The following is a 1,596-nucleotide window of genomic DNA, read 5'->3' on the forward strand; positions in this document are numbered from 1 at the left end:
GGGTGTACGGGACTTCCTGCCGGTCGATCACGGACTTGATGAGCCGCTGGATGACAAGATCGGCGTAGCGCCGGTTGGGTGCCGTACCGTGCGTGTAATCCGTGACCGCAAGCGCGAAGTGTCCGATGGGGGTGCTGCCGGGCTGGAGCATGGCATATTCCCCCGGCCCCATCAGTTTGACAACCGTCAGCGAGAGGTCCGGGAAGCGTTCCGGGTCCTTCTCCCGCTGCCGGTCCAGGAACCGGGCAAGGGCTTTGACATCGGGCTGGTCCGGCAGATCCTCGCCAAGGGTTGCGGCGACAAGCACGATCCCATCCCAGTGCTTGGGCACCCGGACAATCCGCTCGATCCGGGGAACTCCTGCTGCCGAGAGGAACGCCATCATGGTCCGGTTTGCAGCAACCATGAACTCCTCGATGAGCGACCGGGCCGCGTTCTTCTCTACAAGGAGCAGGTCCCGAACCTCGCCCTTCTCGTACACTGCCTGTGCCTCGATTGTCTCAAGGTCCAGGGAGCCCTGCCCGGTCCGCTTCTGCCGCAGGCGCACTGCCGCCTCGTTCTGGAGCCAGACCTGGTCCGCGAGCCCGGGAATGATACTGACATTGTCGGGCTCAGGTACTTTTCCCTCAAGCCAGGCACCGACCTGCTCGTACACCAGTTTTGCCTTGTTCTCGACCAGCGCACGGGTGATCGTCCCGTACCGGATGTTCCCGTCAGGGAGGACCCAGTAGTCCACGACCATCGCAAGACAGTCCTTCCCCGGCAGGAGGGAGGTGATCCCTGCGGAGAGCTTCAGGGGAAGCATGGGGAACGTTGCCACGTCAAGGTAGATCGAAGCCCCATTGAGGGCCGCATGCCGGTCAGTCCGGGAGTTTTTCGGGACGCGGCTATCGACATCCGCAATGGCGACCTGCACGTGGATCTCGCCATTTGCCTCCTTTTCGCAATACTCCAGCTGGTCAAGGTCCATGGAGTCGAAGTTGTCGATAGAGCACCAGAGGAGAGCCCGCAGGTCTTGTGTGGAATGCCGTGGCCATTTCTGGTCACTTTCCTCCATGCTCCCGACCTCCCGCATCACGGCATTGGAAAACTGTGGCCGGAAACCGTACTTCTTCATGGCATCCCAGGCAATCGCCTCCATGTCAACTGCCGGGGCACCGCGTCGTGTTCGTGGCTTTCTGGTCATGGTTCGTGATCAAGACAGTGTGTCAGCTCTTCTCCCATATGTCCTGATCGGACCGGACAAGGGGGGCCGGGGCATTGTGGAATACCTCAAATTGTGTGCCATTTTTTCAATAAACTACCGGGAGGTTTACGGGAGATGGGGGGAAGGTGAAGAGGAGTTCACGCCGAAAAAACAGGAAGAAATTCATGGGCTATGATAATGGGGGATCGGGTCAGAGCATTCTGCCGCCGGAAAAATGCTAACAACGTGTTATGTGAGATTCCCACAATTTGTATGAACCCCCTCTTGCGCCACCAGTTCCCCCACAGGGGGGACGGGGCGCATGGCGATGTCCACCAATTATCTGGTCGGGATATGGGGAAGGTTTCTTATAAGGGTAATACAGAGGCATCGCCTGCGCCCCCGTGGGG

General features: G+C 59.4%; 1 protein-coding gene. It reads right to left on the reverse strand.

Going from position 1 to position 1,596, the window contains the following annotated elements; genetic code table 11:
* Positions 1-1,186: ribonuclease catalytic domain-containing protein (locus CW742_RS12355; protein WP_292420807.1), on the reverse strand; the 1,186-nt coding region annotated here is incomplete at its 3' end.
* Between the last annotated feature and the right edge of the window lie 410 nt (positions 1,187-1,596).

This window comes from Methanoregula sp., assembly GCF_002835825.1.
Classification (GTDB): domain Archaea; phylum Halobacteriota; class Methanomicrobia; order Methanomicrobiales; family Methanospirillaceae; genus Methanoregula.